The organism is Prevotella rectalis (genome assembly GCF_900607215.1).
GTDB classification, from domain to species: Bacteria; Bacteroidota; Bacteroidia; order Bacteroidales; family Bacteroidaceae; genus Prevotella; species Prevotella brunnea.
Window position 1 is genome coordinate 1,230,890 of record NZ_LR027820.1, and the last position, 21,186, is coordinate 1,252,075.

At 46.8% G+C, this 21,186-nt stretch carries 19 protein-coding genes and 2 pseudogenes; 10 read left to right on the top strand and 11 right to left on the bottom strand.

From position 1 onward, the window contains the following. Positions 1–407 (bottom strand): helix-turn-helix domain-containing protein (locus E0E16_RS06330; protein WP_165444201.1); only part of this gene is annotated, 407 nt, incomplete at its 3' end. 226 nt (positions 408–633) lie between these two features. Continuing rightward, positions 634–2,421, bottom strand: coding sequence for a DNA polymerase III subunit gamma/tau (locus E0E16_RS06335; protein ID WP_130829590.1), 1,788 nt, complete (start codon positions 2,419–2,421; stop codon positions 634–636). A 220-nt stretch (positions 2,422–2,641) separates the two neighbouring features. Here E0E16_RS06335 and E0E16_RS06340 point away from each other — a divergent pair, with 220 nt between their 5' ends. The 7 genes from E0E16_RS06340 to E0E16_RS06370 all read left to right on the top strand — a co-directional run bounded on the left by E0E16_RS06340 (position 2,642) and on the right by E0E16_RS06370 (position 8,672). Next, on the top strand, positions 2,642–2,983 hold the full coding sequence (locus tag E0E16_RS06340) for an FtsB family cell division protein (protein WP_130829761.1): 342 nt from the start codon (positions 2,642–2,644) through the stop codon (positions 2,981–2,983). Continuing rightward, a complete protein-coding gene (locus E0E16_RS06345) occupies positions 2,967–3,419 on the top strand; it encodes a hypothetical protein (RefSeq protein WP_181951331.1) in 453 nt (150 codons plus the stop codon). The genes E0E16_RS06340 and E0E16_RS06345 overlap by 17 nt, the downstream gene beginning before the upstream one ends. Before the next feature lie 77 nt (positions 3,420–3,496). After that, positions 3,497–4,357 carry a DUF4369 domain-containing protein gene (locus tag E0E16_RS06350; protein WP_130829763.1) on the top strand — a complete coding sequence of 287 codons (861 nt, stop codon included), beginning with the start codon at positions 3,497–3,499 and terminating at the stop codon, positions 4,355–4,357. Positions 4,358–4,384: 27 nt separating this feature from the next. Then, on the top strand, positions 4,385–5,728 hold the full coding sequence (locus tag E0E16_RS06355) for a dihydroorotase (RefSeq protein ID WP_130829591.1): 1,344 nt from the start codon (positions 4,385–4,387) through the stop codon (positions 5,726–5,728). Between the two features lie 4 nt (positions 5,729–5,732). After that, positions 5,733–6,911: a metallophosphoesterase gene (locus E0E16_RS06360; RefSeq protein ID WP_130829592.1), complete on the top strand. Its 1,179-nt coding sequence runs from the start codon at positions 5,733–5,735 to the stop codon at positions 6,909–6,911. A 38-nt stretch (positions 6,912–6,949) separates the two neighbouring features. Beyond that, positions 6,950–7,741 (top strand): lysophospholipid acyltransferase family protein, encoded by a 792-nt coding sequence (locus E0E16_RS06365; RefSeq protein WP_130829593.1) that lies wholly within the window; start codon positions 6,950–6,952, stop codon positions 7,739–7,741. A gap of 184 nt (positions 7,742–7,925) precedes the next feature. Further along, the gene (locus E0E16_RS06370; RefSeq protein WP_130829594.1) at positions 7,926–8,672 is read left to right on the top strand and encodes a polyprenol monophosphomannose synthase; all 747 of its coding nucleotides are present in this window, start codon (positions 7,926–7,928) and stop codon (positions 8,670–8,672) included. Between the two features lie 397 nt (positions 8,673–9,069). On the opposite strand, the pseudogene E0E16_RS06375 reads toward E0E16_RS06370, so the two are convergent. The 3 genes and pseudogenes from E0E16_RS06375 to E0E16_RS06385 all read right to left on the bottom strand — a co-directional run bounded on the left by E0E16_RS06375 (position 9,070) and on the right by E0E16_RS06385 (position 12,493). Next, a pseudogene (locus E0E16_RS06375) lies at positions 9,070–10,127 on the bottom strand (IS982 family transposase). Between the two features lie 133 nt (positions 10,128–10,260). Further along, entirely contained in the window at positions 10,261–11,424 is a 1,164-nt protein-coding gene (locus E0E16_RS06380) for a hypothetical protein (RefSeq protein WP_130829595.1), read from the bottom strand. 28 nt (positions 11,425–11,452) lie between these two features. Beyond that, entirely contained in the window at positions 11,453–12,493 is a 1,041-nt protein-coding gene (locus tag E0E16_RS06385; RefSeq protein ID WP_130829596.1) for a hypothetical protein, read from the bottom strand. 156 nt (positions 12,494–12,649) lie between these two features. Here E0E16_RS06385 and E0E16_RS06390 point away from each other — a divergent pair, with 156 nt between their 5' ends. Next, entirely contained in the window at positions 12,650–13,075 is a 426-nt protein-coding gene (locus E0E16_RS06390; RefSeq protein WP_130829597.1) for a hypothetical protein, read from the top strand. Positions 13,076–13,252: 177 nt separating this feature from the next. Here the strand turns inward: E0E16_RS06390 and E0E16_RS06395 are convergent, their stop codons facing one another. The 6 genes and pseudogenes from E0E16_RS06395 to E0E16_RS06420 form a co-directional block, all read right to left on the bottom strand. Beyond that, a complete protein-coding gene (locus tag E0E16_RS06395; protein WP_130829598.1) occupies positions 13,253–13,981 on the bottom strand; it encodes a type II restriction enzyme NmeDI-related protein in 729 nt (242 codons plus the stop codon). Between the two features lie 46 nt (positions 13,982–14,027). After that, entirely contained in the window at positions 14,028–14,717 is a 690-nt protein-coding gene (locus E0E16_RS06400; RefSeq protein WP_130829599.1) for a DUF5715 family protein, read from the bottom strand. 90 nt (positions 14,718–14,807) lie between these two features. After that, the gene (locus E0E16_RS06405; RefSeq protein WP_130829600.1) at positions 14,808–16,784 is read right to left on the bottom strand and encodes a KUP/HAK/KT family potassium transporter; all 1,977 of its coding nucleotides are present in this window, start codon (positions 16,782–16,784) and stop codon (positions 14,808–14,810) included. A 648-nt stretch (positions 16,785–17,432) separates the two neighbouring features. Beyond that, positions 17,433–18,689 carry a MobV family relaxase gene (mobV, locus tag E0E16_RS06410; protein WP_130829601.1) on the bottom strand — a complete coding sequence of 419 codons (1,257 nt, stop codon included), beginning with the start codon at positions 18,687–18,689 and terminating at the stop codon, positions 17,433–17,435. 62 nt (positions 18,690–18,751) lie between these two features. Further along, positions 18,752–18,973, bottom strand: coding sequence for a hypothetical protein (locus E0E16_RS06415; RefSeq protein ID WP_240048174.1), 222 nt, complete (start codon positions 18,971–18,973; stop codon positions 18,752–18,754). Positions 18,974–19,019: 46 nt separating this feature from the next. Continuing rightward, positions 19,020–19,804: pseudogene (locus E0E16_RS06420) on the bottom strand (toprim domain-containing protein). A gap of 691 nt (positions 19,805–20,495) precedes the next feature. Between E0E16_RS06420 and E0E16_RS06425 the strand changes: the two are divergent. Both E0E16_RS06425 and E0E16_RS06430 read left to right on the top strand, forming a co-directional pair. Then, positions 20,496–20,768 carry a helix-turn-helix domain-containing protein gene (locus tag E0E16_RS06425; protein WP_130829602.1) on the top strand — a complete coding sequence of 91 codons (273 nt, stop codon included), beginning with the start codon at positions 20,496–20,498 and terminating at the stop codon, positions 20,766–20,768. A gap of 8 nt (positions 20,769–20,776) precedes the next feature. Beyond that, positions 20,777–21,082, top strand: a complete 306-nt coding sequence (locus E0E16_RS06430; RefSeq protein ID WP_130829603.1) for a helix-turn-helix domain-containing protein — start codon at positions 20,777–20,779, stop codon at positions 21,080–21,082. Positions 21,083–21,186: the final 104 nt, after the last annotated feature.

Sequence of the window (21,186 nt, forward strand, 5' to 3'; positions counted from 1 at the left end):
CTGTATTTCATCTTATGCCTTGTGTGTTTGGCAAGTTCCCCTGTTGTATCATTATGAATGATATTATAAATGGATTGGTGGGACACCTTTATTCCCTCATTCTTGCGCAGATAACCTGATATTTGTCGTGGAGACCACTGGTCATTGGTGATATATTCCTTAATTCTCCAGACTAATTCGTTAGAGAGCCTGGCGTTCTTTACCGTTCTCTTTCTGCGCTGCATAGCCATATCGTGCGCCTTTGTCCAGATATACTTTTCTGATGGCGTGCTGTTGCGTTTGATTTCACGTGATAGTGTTGACTGACTGATGCCGACGATTGTGGCAATCTCTTTTCTCCCTGTTTTCTTTTGGAGTAAGGCGAAAATTTGCGACCTTTGCTCCGAGGTTAATTGATGATATTTCACAATACAAAGTTAATTAATCTTGGGGAGACAGAGGTCTCCCTTTTTTATTTGTATTGCTGGTTGTTTTTTTTCCTCGCCGAGAGATGCAGACAACCTCTCGCTACGCTTCGAGAACGTCTGCATCTCTCGGCGAGGGCTACTCTTTTATTGCACTTCGTTTTGGAACTTGCAAGTCAATCCACACATCAACCAATTTCGAGTTTCGATTTTTTTAGCTTCAGATGGTTTATGCTAATTCCAAATCCAAATCAACGATGAGCTTCGCAACAGCGTTGTTTTCCTTTTGCAGCCGTTCCAATTCCTGACGAGGCGTGAGAACCGGCTTTATCTCTTCTGCTTTGGCGAGCCTGATGGTAACTTCTATATTGCCGTTATGAAGTTGTTTTGCCATGGTGGCTCTGACTCGATTGCGAATGGCAAGCATTTCCTCCAATAAAATCTTGTTTTCAACAACGACTTCTATCTTAGGATGTTCCGTAATGACGGGCTTCAGATTTTTCATTCGCTGTGCCAGCCCGATGTTAAATTTCCCAATGCGCGTGCACATTCCCCGCCACTCCATGAGAAGCTGTTGCGAAGAGAAGTTCTGACTCTCGTCTTTGTTGGTTATGCTCACATCATCTTCCTTACTCTCCTTTGGTTTGTTCTCGTTGAGAAGATGGTTGAACGACAACCCGATGGTGCCCAAATTCATCTTGGGCATGCTACCCCCACCTCCAGCAGCTGACTTTTTCGTCTCATGTGTCTGGCGTGGGGAATCATCAACCATTTCTCCTTGGGTTGCCAAGGGTTGAGAGATGGTTTTGCGGCTCGCCCCGGACACCTGTCTGACCGGTTTAGGCTGAGCGTTGATGACAAGTTTCTTAAACAGGGATTTCAAACGTTTAGGGCTACGCCCCGAGGCAGGAACGTCGTCATCTTCCTGAGTGATTTGCGCCACCTGAATAAGCGTGATTTCCACCAACAATCGTTTGTTAGAACTTTGCCGATATTCAATGTCGCAACGATTCATCAGCCGCAAGGCTTTATAAAGGAACTTCGTGGGACATTTCCCGGCTTGTTGCTTGTAACGCTCGGCTTGTTGCTTGCTCACTTCAAGCAAAGGCAATGTTTGTTCGTCCTTCGCCATGAGCACGTTACGTACATGACTGGCAAGTCCGTTAACAAGGTGTCCTCCATCAAATCCCTTATTAATAATGTTATTGAGCAAGACCATGATTTCACTCACCTTGTTTTCCATGGCTAAATCCACAATGCGAAAATAATTATCTGCATCGAGAACGTTAAGATCCTCTATCACCTTTTGATAGGTAATGTTGCCTTGCGAGAAACTTGCCGTTTGATCAAAGATGGAAAGCGCATCGCGCATTCCGCCATCAGCTTTCTCCGCGATGATGTTCAGGGCTTGTTCTTCGTATTTTATCCCTTCCTTTTCTGCCACCTCCTTCAGGTGTTCAATGATGTCGGGAACGGTCATGCGTTCAAAATCATAAATCTGGCAACGCGAGAGAATAGTGGGGAGTATTTTGTGTTTCTCTGTTGTGGCAAGAATGAATATGACATGAGCCGGCGGTTCCTCCAATGTCTTGAGAAAAGCGTTGAAAGCCGCCGTGGAGAGCATGTGCACCTCATCGATAATAAAAACCTTGTATTTCCCCACTTGCGGAGGAATACGTGTTTGTTCCATCAGCGATTTGATATTCTCCACCGAGTTGTTGCTGGCAGCATCCAGTTCAAAAATATTATAGCTTCGCCCTTCGTTGAAGGATTTGCAACTTTCACATTCGTTACAAGCTTCGCCGTTCGCCGCCGGATGCGCACAATTGATGGCCTTGGCGAAGATGCGCGCACAAGTAGTCTTCCCTACTCCGCGCGGTCCGCAGAACAAATAGGCATGAGCCAGTTTCCTGCTCTTCACCGCATTCTTCAGCGTGGTGGTAAGTGCCTGCTGTCCCACCACCGAATCGAAAGTAACGGGGCGGTATTTTCTCGCAGAAACGATGTATTCGTCCATATATAAATCATTGATAGTTTTTGCAAAGGTAACAAAAAGTTAAGACATGGAGATTAGGGGCAGAGGGAATTAATTGTTAATTTGCCAAAAATCTTATTCAACACGCTACCTTTCTCAAATCTTTTGATTACTTTTGCAAAGGATAGCGGTGAATGGTCGTTCGGACAGTCTCCGAGGAGTTTCCGCTGTCATGGATGCAAATTCACTAACAGCTGATTGCGTGAGTCGATTTACGGGACATATCTTTTATTTTCTCAGCAAGTTCAAGTATCATATTGTCATCATACTGGGCGTGCTGGTCGTGGGTGTGCTGGATGAGAACAGCTTCACCAAACTCATAAAGTACGCTTATCAGATACAAGACTTAAAGGCGGAGATTGCCAAATACGAGACACAATATCGTCAAGACACGGAATTACTGAAAGAAATAAAGCGCAATCCCAATGCGATGGCAAAGATTGCTCGCGAGCGTTACTTTATGAAAGCCGATGACGAGGACATCTTTGTACTTAGCGATGATGAACAAGCGACAGACAACAAACATGATGAACCAGTTGAATAAAATTGAGAGCTTATTGTTTATGGCAGGTGGCGTCCTGATGGTAACGGGTGCGGGATTATATGCTTTTCTTCTTTGGCAACCGGTGGCTTGTTGGTTGATGTTGGTGGGGGCTGTCTTCTTCGTTCTCATGCAGATGCGTCAGAAATATTCAGGGAATAGCATTACCATAAAACGACTGCGCAAGATTATGTCAATAGCCAATATCGGGTTTATTCTCGCAGGTCTATTCATGGTGGAAGACTCCTATTCCTTTATTGAGCCTTTGTTTTCAAAGTCGATTGGTGGTTATACCACTTACGTGAACGTGTTTCATCATAATTGGGTGGTGATTTTGCTCATTTCCGCAGTCATAGAAGTTTACACCACTCATCGAATTAGCTATGAATTGGGCAAGGACAGCGAGCGACAAGATGAAAAAACACTAAAAAAGGATTGATTAGTTTTAAATTGAATGAAAAACTTTCGTAACATCAACTATACATTGTATATTTGTGGTGAACAAGGAAAATGTATATGAACAAGATTCTTTATGCCGCTATTTCGCTCGTAGTTTTTGCCTCATGCGCAAAATCTTATAACATTCAGGGTACTTCCAATGTCTCCGGTTTGGACGGAAGGAAATTATATCTGAAGATGTCGCACGCCGACTCATTGTTAAACCTTGACTCGTGCGATGTAGTACACGGCGAATTCATCTTCCACGGATCTGTGGATTCCGCAAAGGTGGCACAGGTTTTCATGGACGATATCAACCTTCAGTTCCCCATTGTAGTGGAAGAAGGCGACATCGTGTTGAAATTAGACAACACACAACAGAGCGTAAGCGGAACCCCGCTAAATGAAAAGCTGAACGCCTTTTGGACAAAGTTTACCCAACTACGCAACCAATATACCGAAATAGACCATGAAGAGAGTGCTGCCATTCTCAACGGACAAGACGAGGAAACGGTTAATGCACGCTTAATAAAGAAAGCTCTAAAAGTGTATGCAGCGGGAGACGAGCTATTCACCAACTTTGTTACAGAGAATTTTGACAACATCCTTGCTCCTTGGGGATTTTTCACTCGCGTTACCTACGATACCACACCGGATGCTTATCCCGTTTGGATGAACGATTATCTATATATGTACGCCTTAAACCAACTTCCGGCGTGGGTGGAGTATATCATGACGAAAGCACCGGAAAAGTTTAAGGAGAATCCTCATATCAAGGAGTTCTATAATAACTTTCTACAGGCACAAAAAGAAATGAATGGGACAGCCGACTCTCATCCGACACCGCTGCCAGCAGCAGGCAATGACGCACCGACTGCCGGTGTTACACCTCCCACTCCTGCAGAAATGGCGGGCGACACCATACAAGGGAGAGAATAAATTATAATCTCATAACAGGACACAGCGATGAGGAAACTCATTAAAGGCGGAATAATCGTTAATGAAGGGCGTGTGTTTAAGGGCACAATCGCCATAGAAAACGATAGGATTGATGAAATAACCGAAGACGAACAGTCTGCCCGTGGCACATTCGATGAGGTCATCGATGCCACGGGTTGTTTTGTATTACCCGGAATTATTGACACCCACGTTCACTTCCGGGAGCCGGGAATGGAAGCGAAAGCAGACATGGAGAGTGAAAGCCGAGCAGCAGCATATGGTGGTGTTACCTCTTTTTGCGAAATGCCGAATACACTTCCGCAAACAACAACGCCGGAAGCACTCAACGATAAGTTTGCAAGGGCAAAGCGAAGTAGTCACGTAAACTATGGTTTCTTTTTCGGTGCGACGAACGCCAATAGTCCTCTCATCAAGCAATTGAACATTCATGACATACCCGGTGTAAAACTATTTATGGGTGCCTCAACAGGAAATATGCTGGTTGATCAACGCAAGGCCTTGGAAGACATCTTCTCCACTGCCGCGGAGATGCACCTGCCCTTAATGACCCATTGCGAAGACTCGACTATCATCAATGAAAACATGAAAGCTGCCAAGGCGAAGTATGGCGACGACCCTGCCATCACGCACCACTGCGAAATCAGAAGCGAGAAAGCTTGTTGGCAATCCTCAAGTCTCGCGGTGCAATTGGCGTTGAAGTATAACACACAGCTGCACATTGCCCATGTAAGCACTGCTCGCGAGCTTTCATTGCTCGACATACCGGGGGCAAAGGATTTGGTTACGCTGGAAGCGGTGATAGCCCATCTTTACTTTACCAATGACGATTATCTCGTAAAGAAAGCACTCATAAAGTGCAACCCGTCAGTGAAAACAACTCACGACCGCACCGAACTCCGCAAAGCATTGACAGATGGCAGAATAACGACTATCGGAACGGATCACGCACCTCACCTCTTCGCTCAGAAACAAGGAGGATGTGCGAAGGCAATGTCAGGTATGCCCATGATTCAATTCTCTTTACCTACCCTGTTGGAACTGGTTGACCAAGGAGTTCTCTCAATGGAAAGAATGGTGGAGCTGACTTCCCATGCTCCCGCACGCCTCTTCTCCATCGACAAGCGTGGATATTTGCGTCGGGGTTACAAAGCAGACATAACGATTGTCCGCCCCGATACTCGATGGGTGGTGAACGAAGACATCATACAGAGCAAATGCAAATGGAGCCCGATGCAAGGACATGAATATCATTGGAAAGTGGTTCATACGCTTTGCAATGGACAACACATCCTAAACGGAGATAAATTCAACTCCGAATATCGAGGCGAACAATTATCATTTAGACATTAAACAGATGATAGCGAGAATAGTCATACCTTTATTGCTTATCATAGTGCTGTCCGATGTATATATCGATGCTCACTATTTTCGCAAACATTACAAAATATCATGGTGGCTGCGACTGCTTTGGTGGACGCCTTCCATTTTCCTTGTTATTTACACCTGCGCCCTCGCATCCATAGAAAGTTTTGCTCCTCATAACCTGACATGGCTCAACGCCTATCTCTTATTGATAGGTATAGTAGTAGGACCAAAAGCCATCTTTGCCGTTTGTTCCTCGATAGGATGGTTCATAAGGAAATTCATCACCCACACACATCGCAACCCGGGACATTACATCGGATTGGCGATAAGCTGTTTCATGGTAACGATGTATCTCTACGGACTGACTTTCGGCTTTTCCCAAATTCGCGTGAGGCACATCAACCTCACATTCAATGACCTGCCTGCCACATTCGACGGATATAAAATCGTTCATGTATCCGATCTTCATTTAGGAACTTTCAAAGGATGGCGTGCAAGGATTTTGAAAGCCGAAATGGATAGTATCAGCAAGCAACGGGCTGACCGTATTTTCTTTACTGGAGACCTTCAAAACATGCGCCCACACGAGGTGGAAGAAATGGCACACGTTATCAGGAATGCCATGAAAGGCACCATAGCCGTCTTGGGAAACCACGACTACACGGAATACGTTAAAGGCACTCCGGAAGAGCTTTCGCGACAAGAACAACGGTTGAGAAAGGTGATCCGCGACTCATTGGAATGGACATTGCTCACCAACGCCAACATGACGCTTCACAAAGACAATGATTCCATATATATATGTGGAGAGGAAAACGACGGACTGCCACCTTTTCCAAACAAGGCGGACTTAAAAAAGACTATGCGAGGCATCCCCGACAACGCTTTTGTCATCATGCTGCAGCACGATCCATCGGCATGGCAACGTTCCATCCTTCCTCACACACACGCACAACTGACGCTCAGCGGGCACACCCATGCCGGACAAATGCAAGCAATGGGCATACGACTTTCACAACTATGGCTGCGAGAAGACTACGGACTCTTTTCCGAGAACAATCGCTATCTATACGTTACTGCGGGACTGGGCGGTTTAATACCGTTTCGTCTGAACATGCCCAACGAAGTTACCGTCATCACGTTACACACCACAAAAAGATTAAGATGAAAGCTCCCACCGAAAAGATACCAACAGACATCCCGACAATGAAAACAAAAGTCTCGCATGGCAGCCGAATGACAAGAGCGGTGTATTGCCTCTACACACTCATCATCTTTCTTCCGCTATTCATCCTCGCATCAATTCTGACAACAGTGGCAACAGTGGTTGGATGCGCCCTGGGGAACGGACATTTCTGGGGCTATTATCCCGGAAGATATTGGTCTCGATTTACCATTCGTCTCCTTCTGCTACCCGTGAAAGTGGAAGGACGAGAACATCTTCATCCACACCAAAGTTATGTTTTCGTGAGCAACCATCAGGGCGCATTCGACATCTTCCTAATATATGGTTTTTTGGGACGCAACTTCAAGTGGATGATGAAAAAAGGCATCCGCAAGATTCCCTTTGTAGGGGTGGCTTGCGCCTATGCGCACCACATCTTTGTGGATAAGAGTGGAGCCAGCAAAATCAAGAAGACTTACGATGAGGCACGTGCCACATTGAGAGAGGGCATGTCGCTGGTGGTCTTCCCGGAAGGAGCACGCACGTTCACCGGACACATGGGAAAGTTCCGGCGCGGTGCTTTCATGCTGGCAGATGAAATACAGCTTCCGGTTTGTCCACTCTCCATCAACGGCTCCTTTAACGTCATGCCACGAACCAAGGACTGGCATTTTCCCGTATGGCATCCCATCAGTCTGACAATTCATCAACCCATCCTGCCGAAAGGAAAGGGAACGGAATACGAAAAAATGGCAATGGAAGAAGCCTATCGAGTGATAGAAGCGGGATTAACACCGGAATATCAAGGTTATGTGGAAAATCCCGACCAATGAGCAAGGGGCGGACATGGAGTTTGCAGGATTATTCCCAACGCACCGAGCCGAGAAAGTTTACAAACCGACTTGTCAAATGATGCCACAAGAGAAATTGCTCACCGGCAATTTACCGTGGCAAAAAAGAGAACATAGATTTGTCACATTCGGATAAATATACTACATTTGCAAAAAACAACAAACAATGGACAGCGACAGCATTGTAATCATTCCCACTTACAACGAGAAAGAGAACATAGAGAAAATCATCCGGGCGGTCTTCGGCTTGGAAAAGTGTTTTCATGTATTGGTAATTGATGACGGAAGTCCGGACGGAACGGCACGAATTGTTCACCAAATGATTGAGACAGAGTTCTCCGACCGTTTGTTCATCATCGAGCGTACGGGGAAACTTGGATTGGGAACAGCATATATTCGTGGGTTTAAGTGGGCATTGGAGCACGGCTACAAATACGTATTCGAGATGGATGCTGACTTCAGCCACGACCCCAAAGACCTGCCTCGCCTCTACGATGCCACCCACAACGAGGGCTACGACGTGGCAGTGGGGTCGCGCTACGTCAGCGGAGTGAACGTGGTAAATTGGCCCATTGGTCGCGTATTGATGAGCTATTTCGCCAGCAAATACGTGCGTTTCATCACGGGCTTCCATGTTCACGATACCACTGCGGGATTTGTATGCTATCGCCGCAAAGTATTGGAAACCATACCTTTGGATGATATTCGCTTCAAAGGCTACGCTTTTCAGATAGAAATGAAATACACCGCTCACAAGATTGGCTTCCAAATAAAAGAAGTGCCTGTCATCTTCGTCAATCGCAGGGAAGGCATCAGCAAGATGAGTGGTGGAATCTTCTCCGAAGCCTTGTTTGGAGTCATGCGACTGCGTTGGGACGGATGGTTCAGAAAATATCCGGAAATAAAAGATTAAGAATGTCGCCAACAGCTCTATCGCAGCCTCCGCTCCAATGATGCCGGCTTGGTCTTTATTTCTTTACTTCCACCTGATTTTTTCATGTCTTTATTTTACGATGAATAACTCCTTCATATGCCTCCATGGAGCTGTGCGTTACGTCTCTATAGAGTTGTGTGTTACGTCTCTATAGAGCTGTGTGTTACGTCTCTATAGAGTTGTGCGTTACGTCTCTATAGAGACACACTTAACGCCTCTATAGAGACGTTTTGTGCTTACTAAAAACGCTTTTTCGATTGATGCTTTTTCGGCGTAATGGACATTTGGTAGGCTGAAAAGCTCCAGATGTCCTTTATTTATTACCTTTGTGCCATTTGAAAACCTATGAATACACGAGTTCGGGATAAGAAAATCTTTAGAAAAGTTCCAATTGCCTTGATTTCTCTACGTGTACCGGCAGTGCCTCCGGCTTATTGTCAAAGAAACAATAGGCTGTAAGAGCAGAACATAAGTTCATGATGAAATTATGTATTGATCGGTGCCGTGAATGTACAAGGTTAGCCTTGTTCTTTAGCAACTCGTTGATACATTCGATGATGTATCTCTTTCTAAGCATGATTTTGTCCCACATAGGCATAAGTTTGTTCTTCATGTTCGCTTTTAGACCATGTACGAGATGTATGCCTTGGTCGAACAAGGTTTCAAAGAGTTCCTTTTTAATATATCCTCTGTCAGCGAACACTTTTCCATACAAGACTTTTGTAAAAACGCTCCACACCCGCTTATCTCTGTCATCAACATTTGCCCCTGTAAGACAGAAGGTTATAACCTCGCCAGAGTCATTACAGAGCAGGTGCAGTTTGAAGCCGTGACACCAACCCATAGTACCTTTTCCGTTCTTCGCGAAACCGGCAAACACCTTGTTGAAATAACGCCGTACATTATGACATACAGGTATCATGGTACTGTCGACAAACGTTATCCCTGTACATTTGCCAAAGGCATAAAGCTTCATAAACATCATCATCTGGAAGAAAACACGTGGCATTAGTTCCACGAAACGATTGTAGGATACAGCATCGGGAAACTCCTGCTTGAGTTGTCCACGANNNNCGTTATCCCTGTACATTTGCCAAAGGCATAAAGCTTCATAAACATCATCATCTGGAAGAAAACACGTGGCATTAGTTCCACGAAACGATTGTAGGATACAGCATCGGGAAACTCCTGCTTGAGTTGTCCACGAATGCAGTTGAGGTAATACTCCTTGAAGTTACGGTATGTACCGAAATGATAGCACACAAGAATAGTCATAATTTCGCTTTCAGAAAGACGACCTTTACGATTTCTATAACGTTTTCCTTTACCGTTATGGGTAGGCAAAAAAAGGTTGTTTTCGAGTTCGGTATTCAAATTTTTGTTAAATTCGTCTATAATACAGAATATTTCAGTAAATTTGTCTTTGGTAATCATCGCTTTGTTTTTATTTGAAACTTGATGATTATCACCACTAAAGGTACAAATAATAAGCGAGATTGCCAACTTTTAAGAGCTTTTCTTATCCCGAACTCGCGTAATATATAACTTATAGAGCGGTTTCTTTTCGTTATTCTTCTCTTTTCAATATGGCTGTCATGGTGGGTTGGGTGGTCTCCAATTCTATTGTGTAGGAGGCTTCATAGAGTAGGGGGAGTGTGTCCTTACCTGCCTTCATGACTTGCTTATAGGTAATTTTCTTGTAGTCTTCGGTCACGGTCGTGTCGTTCTGATAGTCGTATTGCTGTTCCGTTGTGTCGTTTTCGAGTGCATTCTGGGGTTCTACTTCCATTTTTTCGTACTCTTCGACCGTCATTGCGGAGTCCGCAGAACTTGCCGCATCTATGCAACTGTCGAGGTAGGCTGTGTCAGCCACCATCGTGTCAACCTCTGTGGAGTCGGATACGGTTGTGTAGATGTATTCGTATTTTTGTTGTTGTCTTTCGAGGCTGAAGCTCAGGTCTTTTTTCAACTTGGCTGTCTGCGTCGTGTATCTGTTGTTTCGGTTGGTTCCGTCGAGCGGTTTCCCGATGGTTGCCGTCCCTTTTTTGAATGGTATGTGATAGAAGTTGTTCCACATCGTGAACCCCGGACAACAGACGTTGAGGAAAATTTTGGTGAGTGTGCTGCCTATTTGTGGCATCTGAAGCATCTTCATTGTTTCCTCCATTTCCTTTTCCGTCTCTTTGTCGGCCTTTCCCGATGTCAACAGTATCTCATGAATCTTTTCGCATATCTTTTGCCAATGTCGCTGTCCGTCCATGATGGTCCATGTGTCCATGTTGGGAGACAGGAGTACGGTGATTTTGTTTTGTTTGAAGTAATCGAACACCGCTCCCACCAGTGTATCAAACTCCTTGTCGGCGTCCGACTGGTTGTATTCGGGTGTCTCGGCAATCTCCAAAGTGGCTACTATGACGTACGGGGTTACATCGTTTATCTCTATTGTGAATCGGTTTTTCAGCTGGTTCTTGTATAGTGCCATTGCCAGTCCGCCTATGTATTGTGTTTGCATGGAGGCTTCCGGCATTATTTCTAACGGTGCGAACAGGGCAAAATCGGGAATTTTCATGTTGGCTGTTTCAGGATGGATGTTGTCGATGGTGAGGCAATAGCTTGCCTTGAGCCCCTTTCTGAATTTCTGATGGTAGTTGTCCACAGTGGGGTTGGTGTGTCTATGTGCCAAGATTGGTAGGCAGACTGCTGCGAGCAGCAATAGTATTATTTTTCTCATGATGGTCGTTTGTTGGGTTGTTGGCAGCTTATTGTTCTCTTCTGAGTATGATTCCCACTTTAGGCTTCTTGCCGTCTCTTTCAATTTCGTAAGTTTGTTCGTAGAGAGTCGGCATCGAGTCTTTCCCGATAATCAGGTGATAGTGCCTGTGCTCCAAGGTAAATCGGGCGGTTTTCTGCGCCTTCTCGTCGGGTTGCGGATCTGTCGTGTTCCCGTTTTCGTTTCCATCAGTCCACACGCTGTCTATTTCGACGGAGTCTGCCTCATCGTATGACCAAGCGATGGCTCGGCGACTATACTGGTCGGATGTCATTTCGAACGAGTTGTCGGCAGCCATTTCGGCCTTTTCCACCGTGTATGTCTGTTCCTTATCGCTGTCGTTGATTGGTTGCCCCGTGGTTTTCTGCCCCAAACAGAAAGGTGTGTTGTAGGCTTTCTCGAACCAGTGGAGGGCGGGACATGCCATGCGGATGAAAAATTCCAACAGTCTTTGTCGGGGAGTCGGGTACTGGAGCTGGTAATCCTCTGCTTTTTTCGCATCGTAGTCCGTACCTTTCCGTATTCCCATGCGCTCCGACAGATTGTCCCAATGTTCTTTTCCGCCCACCAGCATCCAACTGTTCATGTCGTTGGGGAAGAACATTGTGAATTTGTTTTCCTCCAAATACTCTGTCATGGCTTTCGAGACCTTGTCAACCTCTTTGACATCAGTCTCTTTCTTCTCTTTCGGTTGGTGAATGAGCAGCGAGAAAACCGTGCCGTAGGGTGTCGTGTCAATCACTTCAAGCGTGAACTTGTGACACACTTCGTCGGAGAAGGCATATCCAGAGATACCAAAATAGCTGTACACGATGAGCTGTATTTGGTCAGATTGGTCGAGAAGCGAGTAGTACTTGGGGACATCTGTCTCCTCAACGCCATCGCTGTCAATGGTAATCTGGAAACTGTAGGTGGCTTTCTGACCTTTCTCAAATCGTGGCCGGTAGGTCTGCGCCCCAGTCGTCGTCAACCCTTGCGCCATGGTCGTCAGGCAGAGGAGTGTCGTCAGTGCGGTAATTAGTATTCTCATGCTAATTGATTGTATGATAATTCATCAGCAAATGTAATTATTAAAAACGACAAACGGAAATGTTTTTCAGTAAATTTTCAATTTTTTTCTTTTCGTTCTTTTATTTGGTGGTATTGGATATATTCAGTAACTTTGCCGATGAAGATAAGACAGTTTATGGATTCACAACCCAATAAGAAACCCACCTATACCGTACCGGTGGCCATCTGCGCCGCCGTGCTCGTGTTCGGTTCGCTGCTGCTGGCCTTTCTGATGGCTACGCGCGACATGGCGCCACCCCGCAAGTACGAGGTCGATATGTCGGGCTCGGTCATCGGCATCGATACCACGTCGAAGATTCCCGTGCTGACGAAGGAAGAGGCCAAGGAAGTCGAGGTCAAGGACCACAAGAAAGTCGATTACGTCGAGCCAGCCCCGAAAGCCGACGAGGAGAACATACCGGCACCGGAGCCCATCATCGTGCCGTCAACACCCCCGACGGTGATAGAAGAGTCAGCCCCTGCGGAGACAAAAACGCCGAAAACCGGAGAGAAAGCGCCGAAAATAGAAATCAAGTCGCCCAAGGTAGAGCCGATAGAGTAGGCCGTCTTCAGCCCCCTGTCAGCTGCCACAAAAGCCGTGGCAATCCAAAAGCTGACCTTTTGCATTGCGAAAGGGCAGAGATGACCGTGTGAAAGCTCACCTTTCGCAGTCCCGTTTCTCAGATGCCGTCCGTCGTCGCCGTTTCACCCCCTCCTTCGCCTTGCTCTGCCGCAGGTGTCAGATGAATCCCCCGCTTTCACGAGCCATGCACATCAGCTCGTATTGCCTTGATATTTTCTCGTAGGAACAGAACCCGACCCTGTTGCGAAAACCGTCGAAAGCTGTCCGCTCAATCACCTTTTTATATTGTGCGTACCTGTTTTCAGATGCCACAATCAGGAAACGGCTGTGGAAATCCTGCAAGTCGCAGAATTTGGTTATGGAGTTCTGAATGTCCGTCGAGTGCTCCACCTCGAAAAAACTGTGGGGCATCTTGCGCTTGTTGAACCATATCACGTCAACCGTCCTTGCACGGTTGGTCAGCTCGCTGTAGGAGAAATCGGGAATCTGAATGGTCGAACACACTTCAATCAGTGGTCTCTCAAGGAATTTCCGGTTTTGGTCTTGTGCCGGCACGTAGGTGGTATAGTTCTCCATGTTGCCTATCTCGGCGATGAGCCCTTGGTAATAGCCATGCGTGAAAAGCTCCTCTTTCTCCTTGTCGCCTGTCTCAATCCCCAGTTTCCGCAACACCTCGTCGCGGCATTCCTCCAAAGCCCATAATCCTGGCTGTATCCTGAAAATCTCATTCGACATCTGCACAATCCTTCGGATCGACTCGTTGGGTGTCTTGGTAGCCCATTGCGATGTGTTCACATGTCGGTATAGGTTGCCGAGCGTCGAATAGCCCCCGTGTTGGCGGAGGGTTTCTATCACTTGTTGAGTCTGTGTCTGTTTTCTTTCCATAATTCCTCGATTTAGGTTGCCTTACTCAGTCTCTGTGTCCGACGTCTCACCGTCTGGCCGTCACGTGGTAACAGTGCTGGCTCCGCTCGAAGATTATCCAGCATTCGCCCTCCTCACGCAACTCGCAGATGACTTCGCCCAGTAGGTTGGCCATCAGACGGTTGCTCGGTTGCATGCCGTCCATGCTGATGCGGTTGAAGCGAGTGAAACTGACATCGAAGGTTGTGCCGTACATGTGCGACGAGTTGGTGGCGGCGACCCTGTTGATTTTTTTCAGTCCGCCGATATCCTCACGGGTGCGGAGCATCGACGTGACGATGATTCTGTGTTCTCGGTAGCCGGCTTTCCGGAGTTTCTTCTGAAATCGCTTGGCGATGGTCTTTAGAACCCATTTCCCGCCACTGGTGAGGTAGGGATTCGAGTGGGGCATGGGGTCGAGTAGATAGTATCGGTTGGTCTTGATTTTCCTCAGTCGCCAGGCTCGCAGCCATATTCCGCTGCGCCGTCTGATGGGTTTCGACAGTCCGTAGCGAGTGGCGGCTTCGAGTTGCTGGCCGCCCAAGTCGGCTATCTGGAATCGTCTGTCTATTTCAGGGTTGTCTTGCCTGAACGTGTGGCCGCCCTCGCCAAACCGGCTGCTCGTGCATCCTTCCATGACCAGCAGCAGAAGGGCAGCGATGATTGCCGTCAGGTGTCTGGCGGTGATATGTTGGCAGTTTGGCATGTGTCCGTTCATTTTCTCCTATATTATAAATAGGTGAGCTTGCAAATTCAGTATTGTTGGATTTCGATGTTGTTTTTGTTGGCAAAGGGTCGCTGTGGGCGCCTAAAGGCTGTCGCCGTCGTTGTCAACTCGTTTGATGGGGCGCAGGCGATGGGGCTTCACCACTAAGGGTACGTTCTCGATGAACACGTTGCTCGTGTCGAGACCCAGTGCGCGCGACATGCTCAGTTTCAAGTGGGCAATCAGCGAGTAGAGGCTCATGATGAGGCGTTCCTTCTTCGAGAAGTGGTTGAGGGCTGCATAGATTCGGTTGATGATGACGAAGATGAAGTTGCCCGAAATGCCGTGTTTCTCAAGCGACGGGTAGCAGCTGTCGAGCGTGAACTCCTTGCTGGCCACCAGCTCCTCGATGATCTGGCGGAAATAGTGGTTCACCAGCGGCTGAACGCGGAACCCTAATTTCAGGTTGATGCGGTAGAGCGTGTCTGGAATCAGCGTCGTGAACTCGTATTCCAGTGTTTGCGGTTCGTCCTGATAGTCGATGTGTAGCAGAATGTAGTGGTCGGCCCGCATGGGGTGCTTATGGATGATGGAGTAGAGAATCTTTTGCTCGATGTCGTAAGTGCCCGAAAGCTTGCTCAGATAGACGATATTGGTGGCAAACTTGGCTATCGTGGTGTCGTGCTTGATGTCCGAAATCACGCCATACCACTCTCTGATGTCGCGCACATCGACCTGTTGACTGCGGATGAGTTTGGCATTGTGCCATACATACATCACGACGAACATGACACCGGCCATGAGCATCGTCACCCATCCGCCATGAACGAACTTGAACATGTTGGCAATGAAGAAGATACCCTCAAGTCCGATAAAGAAAACCACAAACGGTATCGTGATGAGCGGCGACACACGGCGCTGCCCCAGATAGGCGAAGAGCAGGAAGGTGGTCATGAGCATCGTGATGGTGATGGCCAGACCGTAGGCGGCTTCCATATTCTCGGAACTCTCGAAGAAAAGAATGACGAGGATGCAGAGCACGTAGAGCGTCGTGTTGACAAACGGTATGTAGAGCTGTCCCTTCACGTCGGTGGTGTATTTGATTTTCTGACGCGGCCAGAACTTCAGGTTCATCGCCTCACTGAAAATAGTGAACGAGCCACTGATGAGGGCTTGACTGGCGATGATAGCGGCGATGGTGGCCATGGTGATGCCGAAAAACAGGAAACTGCGGGGCATGATGGCATAGAAAGGGTTGACGCCCGGAGCAAGACTGTCAGCATGGTTGATGATCCAAGCTCCCTGACCCAAGTAATTGAGGATGAGCATCGACTTGACGAAAACCCAGCTCACGCGGATGTTCTGCGCACCACAGTGGCCGAGGTCGGAGTAGAGTGCCTCGGCGCCGGTCGTACAGAGGAACACCGCCCCAAGGATGAGGAACCATTCGGGATCATGTATCAGAAGCTCCAGCGCATAATAGGGATTGAAAGCCTTGAGAATTGGCAGAAAGTCGGCGATGTGACCGATTCCCAGTACCCCCATCATCGTGAACCAGACGAACATCAGCGGACCGAAAAATCGCCCGATGGCATTCGTTCCAAATTGCTGAATGAAGAACAGCACCGTAATGATACACAGGCAGATGGGAATGATGGGTGTCTCTGGCTCGTAGGCTCTCAGTCCCTCGATGGCCGAGAGCACCGTGATGGAGGGAGTGATTACACCGTCAGCCACCAGCGTGCTCGCACCGATGATGGCCAGTAGGTAAAACCACCTGCGGCTGTGCCGCCTGATGAGCGCATAGAGGGCCAGAATGCCGCCCTCACCCTTGTTGTCGGCACGGAGCGCAATGAGAACGTACTTGATAGTGGTCTGTAACGTCAGCGTCCAGATGATGCACGACACAGCACCGGTGATGTATTCGGCATTGATGGTGCTGCCGGCCTTCACAATGGCCTTCATTACATAAAGTGGCGATGTGCCGATGTCGCCAAACACAATGCCCAGCGTCACGATGACGCCGATAAAGCTCAGCCGGTTGTGTGCGGCCTGTTTCGTTTCAGAGTTCAATGCCATAGATTGTCCCTTTCGTTTAATCTGAAAATATCGCTGCAAAGGTAAGAAAAAATCGGAATCTGCAAATTTTTATCAATCTTATTTTTCACTTTTCTCAAATCGCTTCAGTTGCAGGCTCATCGCATCCGACGCCCACTCCGTTGCAACCGCTCCGCCATTATCGACACTTGCCTCATCCGTCAAAGCCCCATCGAAAAATACTCGGCAAAATATCAATTATCAAATATAGATGATGTCCCAACCCAAACAAGAACAGATGGCACATTGATATATAGGGGAATTCAGCTAATTCCCTAATTACCTGCAATTGGAGTTTTCCTCCGGTCGTTTTTCGCTTCGTCGGTGATAAGTATTATTCGCTTGCCGCGTAACGCTTATATTCCACCCATGGGATTTTTTGTTTGTAAACTATCTTGTTGAAGAATAGAGTGTTACCATTTTAGAATAAATGTATGGGTAACGATTTAGAAATGAGCAGAGTGCTTTAAGGTACATTGTTTTGAATAGCCAAAGAACGCTCACTTTTACCATTTGCAAAGATACACATTTGCGAGGAAAAGTAAGCGTTTTTTCGTGATTTTCTTCTCGAAAAGTTTTGTTGGGATAGAAATACACCGATAAAAGAAAAAAGAGCTTCTCGGTTTTCATTTACAACCGCTGCGAGCGATTACGATTGATAAGCTGTTTCCATTTCTGTTCGCACCAATCGGTAATGGGAAGCCCGTTGATGGTAAGGAGTGGTCGCTTCTTTTCATCTTTGATAATACGGATTTCGGTATCCTTTTCCGTGAACTCTCTCCTGTACAGGCCCGAATAGGTTTTTGCCGTACCTCGCTGGGGAGCTTCCGTGCGATACATTTCTGCAATTCTATCGTCAGAGAAATCCATCTTTCGGAGCATCAGACGGATATTCAAGAGTTGGTAGAAACCATTGAAGAAGCGTTTTATCCAATTCCGCTCTCCCTCATAAACCTGTACGGTTTCTTCCAATTCGGCAATGGCTCTGTCCCTTCCCTTGACCGTGTCCTGCAAGAGAACGACTTCCTTTCGGATTTCGTTTTTCTCCTTTTCCGAAAGATACTGTTGCCGTTCGGCTTCCTGTTCCAAGTCTGCGATGCGTTTTTCTGCCTTGTCGAGTTCAGAGTTGCCAAATATAGAATAAAACGTACCTTTCATTCGGAGTTTGCCTGCCTGCTTCTCCAACTCTTTTATCTTGGCAGTGAGTTCTGCCTTTTGAGCTTCCTTCTCTTTTGTCGATTTGAGAATTTCCTTGTAATACTCCATCGTGGTACGGTGCTTGGCTTCCGAGCCGTGTATGCCCCGTTCTAACCCGAACCGTTGTACTCGCTTGGCATAGTCCGTCTGATACTGTTCCAGTTTCTTGGGCGTAAGCACATCATCGGCACAAAGCCGTACCTTGTTCTTCTTCGTCTTATACTTCCGCTTCCCATTCTCAGCTTCCTCTTTGGCTTTTCTTCTTTCCCCCGTGACAATCGGGACGACTGTGGCGTGAATATGTGGCGTTTCCTCATCTGCGTGCAGCGTAGCAGCGACCACGTTGTCCGCCCCGAAAGTGGAGCGAAGCCAATCCATCGATTCATCACACCACTCGTACAGGCGTCCTTCCTGCTCTATGCGAGACATATCCTCCGGTGAACTCGACAGAATAAAGCGCAGGGCTTTGGCTTGGTTCTTTGCTACCTTTCGGTAGATACCGGCTGTGGCGATGCGATGTTCTATCGCTTCGCTACGGTTGGTTACATTTGCAGGGAATTGCACCAATTCCCTGTTCAAGTGTGTGCGAGAAGAATCGACGTTACTCGGGGTATATGTCCGCGCTATATGAGCGGTATTTCCCGAGTCGTTGCTTCTCGCCTTGTCTACATGTAATACGGCGTAGCCCATTGTTTGAAAATTGATTTAGGGATATCCAAAGGGGCAGAGTCCCTTGGCTCAGGAGGGTATTTTTAGCGATAACGAAGTGCAGCGTGAAGAAAATACCCTAATAAGCTATGGCATTTCTCGAAATGTCCGCTCCGCCCTGCTCGTCCTTCTTGCTTGTTACGTTGCATTTTGTGAATGCCTGCACGCTTTGTTTCTAAGTTTGGCTCTGCAAACTTGCTGTTCTGAGGAACTGCCGTAGCTATCGAAACAAAGCCGTTTATTCGCATACATTTTATTTCCTGCATCTTTGAATGCCTGATGATAGAATAATGTTATTTGCTTTCTTTTGCCTTATCGTCTAAGTCCTCGTTTGCGAGGTGGTATCACCTGCTTTAGTTCTGTTCTTTGGGCGACGTGATAGTCGTTGAGGTCTTTATATCGGGAATAGTGTCGGCTCATATCTTCCACGTTGATACCTGCTGATTGTAAAGATTGGAGGGTTTGTCGTCCTGCTGGGTCGTTGTCAAAGAAAGCCCGAACGGAGTCAATGTCGTTCTCGTGAAGATAGGCAATGGCTCGTGAAAGATTACTGACTGAGTTCAGTACAAGGCAAGGGGCGGTTTCTTTCCCTTTCATTGTGAGAAGAGAAAGGAAGTCGATAAAGCCCTCGAAGAGACAATGAGAGGCGTTGTTCGCTTGTCCTGCAATCACGGAAATATCCTTCGGAGCGATTGTGCCTTTGAATGTCTTGTCGTCCCGAAGCTCATACCCTCCTGCACGATTGGGAAAGCCGATGGCGGAGTATTCTCTTCCTCCTACTTCATAGCGAACGTGATGGAGATAGGGGCGAGGGTTGTTGCTTTCCCTTCGGCAAGATGCGCTATTGCTTCGTAGGCACTGCATCCACGCATCTTCATCACAAGGTCGATGATGCTTCCGCCCTGACTTGTGCCGTAGTCGTGCCACAGGTTTTGCCGAAAATCCACTTTCAGGCTGGCATTCGGGTCTTCTCGGTAGGGAGCGTGATAGAGGGTATAGCCGTTGTAACGCTTGGCAGGTTTGATATCGCAGGCGTGCAGATAGTCTGCTATCGGTATCGCTTTGATATATTGTAGGTCATAATATCTTGATTTCATAAATTGATTTGCTAATTCTTGAATGAATAAATTTAGTTATAAACAGTGAAAGAGAAAAGGCTGTCAGTTCACGGAGGACGAGCCTTGTAGCACTTGCCAGCAGGTAAAAAGCAGAAAGCCATTCTCTGCTTTTTTCTTTCACTGTATATATCCTTTCACAGTGAAAGAAAAAAGTTTCTATGGTATTTCTGCTTAGCTTGTTTCCTTTCATTGTTCGTACTTCTTCTGTTTGCTTGATTTTGAACTTTCATCCGAAAACGGATGCTGAAACCAAGTTAGAGAGCCGAACACACATTACCAAGGATTGCGAGGTTGTTGCTTCGGGGTACAGAAAAAAGCTCCAAAAAAGGGTGGAATAAACAGGAGAAATCGGAACGAAAATGCTCAAAAGAAGAGAACAGAGAGGAGAACGGTTTTGCAAGCGACTTCGCCGAATTGCTAATGTCTACATCATTCTTCACTAGAAACAAAAGAGAAGTATCTTCCCATTGGTAAGAGAGCCATTTTATACCGTATCGAAGCCACAAGTACCCATTTGGTTAAAAGTGGTTGAAGTGAAAGAATTACGCTTGTACTTTTGCCTGCGAGTTCCTGCTGTCTCCCTTGATTTCATCAGTCAAGAAAATAAGGATTTCGACTGCGTATATTTGCATCAAAAAGAGAAAAAACAACAATTTAAAACGATATTGATATGAGATTTACAGCCATCGACACCTCCGCTTGGGAGGAGCTGAAAAAGAGCATCGAAGAGCTGGCTCTTTGTATGAGAGTAGAGTTCGGCACGAAACCCGAAGTCCCCGATCTGTTGCACAACGGGGATGTGTGCCGAATACTGAACATCAGCAAGCGAACGCTCCAGCACTATCGGGACACGTCCGTGTTACCCTTTATCCAAATCGGGCATAAGTGCTATTACAAACGTGAGGATGTGGAAGCACTCCTTGCCAAGTCCAACCGAAAATAACCACAGCTATGGAGTACGAGACCATCAACAAAGAAACGCCCGAGATGAAACAACTCATCTCAGGCATCAGAGAAGTGAGCAAACGCCTTCGGGAGATTGCCCAAACGCATCGTCCTCTATTCGGTGGCGAAATCTACCTCACGGGGCGAGAGGTCTGTGAACGGCTTTTCCTCAGCCCTCGCACATTGCAGGATTATCGGGATAAGGGGATTATACCATATACCCAAATCGCAGGAAAAATACTCTACCGTCTCTCCGACATTAACCGACTGCTGCAAGAAAACTATTACGATAATAAACTGTCCGAGAAGTAAGGTTTCATACTGGTCATTAAAACATGGTATATTTGATATTAAAAATACCAACTTTTAGGTATTGCAATCTTAGTTTGTTATCAGTATTTTTGTAAATAAAAATT